Below are 1520 nucleotides of genomic sequence, written 5' to 3' on the forward strand. Positions count from 1 at the left end.
TCAGACGGCATCCCGTGCAGTTGTGCTGTGCGGAAATGCGGTCCCAGTAATTCGGGAGGATATCGCAGATGGATTCGCTCTGGTTTTCCTTCAGCGGCGTGGTCCGGCAGCAGTTGGCCGGAGTGAACACCGCACCCGGAAGAACGTTTTCCGTAATATCGACCCAGCACTCAATGCCGCCCATGGTGGTTTCCAGCATCACGCGGTCGCGCTGCTTGAGTCCCAGTTCCGCCGCCGTCTTGGGGTTGACCTGCACAAAACGGCCGTTGGAGAACTGAGCCATGGATCTGGCGAAGTTGGTCAGGGTCTGCTGCCAGTGCCAGAGCTGCTTGCCCTGCGTAAGTATGAGCGGAAAGTCTTTCTTGCCGTCCTTGCCGTAAGGATGTCCCTTCGGATAATCCCAGCGGTTGATGCCGCCGAACACTCTGTCCACAACGGTCATCTTGCCCGTAAGCGTCAGCAGCTTGCCTTCCGTGAACACCGTGCCCTTGCGCTCTTCTTCGCCTTCGGCGAAAAGCGGCCACGTCACCGTGGACGAGCTGCGCATGCGTTCCATGGTCAGGCCCTTCCAGGAAGGAACCTCGGCCTGCAACATGCGGCAGATCTCTTCCGGATCCTTGAAATCGGGATAGCGTTCCGGATCGAGCTTGCGGCCGATGTCGCGATAGAACTGCCAGGCGGGCACACAGGAACCGGGAGCCTGCACGATTTTTTCGCGCCAGGCCACCTGATTTTCGTTGCCGTAGCCGCAGCCCTGGCTTTCCGGACCGAACGTGGCGGGAATGAACAGCGTGGACACTTCCGACTCTTCATCGAGGAAGAAGCCCATGTGTACCACAAAGGGCACCTTCTGGATGGCCTTGCGCACGCCGAGGGCGTCGGGATTGCGGCGGTAGCTGGAGTTCAGGAAAAGGATGTCGAGATTCTTCTTTTCCATGGCCAGGCGCAGACGGCGGAAGTTCATCTTCGGCGTATTGTTTTCGCCGAAGAAGTGATCCACGAGTTCTTCGCCGCCGCCGGGCTTGCCGCTCTGGAAGGTGAGCATGCCCTTGCCTTCACCGATGAGGTTGTCGCGCAGCGCCTGAAGAAGAATGATCGAGCGGTCCGTGACAATGCCGTTGGTCTGACGCGAAAGCGAACCGCCCAGCCATACGATGGTCTTGCTGCTTGCGGCGAGCACGTCGTAGAAGGCCGCAATGTCCTTCTGCGGGAGACCGGTGATGGATTCCACGTAGTCGAGCGTGAACTTTTCCGTCTGGGGAGCGAGGTTTTCAAAGTCCTCGATCTGGAAGCGGGCGCGTTCCTCGTCGTAGGCACCCTTTTCCAGAATGTAGCGGATGGCTCCGAGCGCGAGGATGCCGTCGGTGCCGGGCTGCGGACGCAGCTGGGTATGGCACCAGATGCTCGTGCGGGTTCTGCGCGGATCAATGTAGATGATCTTGGTTCCGGCATCGCGCGCCGCCTTGAGCCAGCGCGTATAGGGCGGATACAGATCATTGACGTTGGCGCCCCACAGCACC

The 1520-nt window shown here is 59.8% G+C and carries 1 protein-coding gene; it reads right to left on the minus strand.

Translation table 11 applies throughout. From position 1 onward, the window contains the following. On the minus strand, positions 1 to 1520 hold a 1520-nt coding region (locus QZZ60_RS11405), incomplete at both ends, for a molybdopterin dinucleotide binding domain-containing protein (RefSeq protein WP_295641497.1).

Origin of the sequence: uncultured Mailhella sp. (genome assembly GCF_905187505.1) — a bacterium.
In the GTDB taxonomy this organism is placed as follows: domain Bacteria; phylum Desulfobacterota; class Desulfovibrionia; order Desulfovibrionales; family Desulfovibrionaceae; genus Mailhella.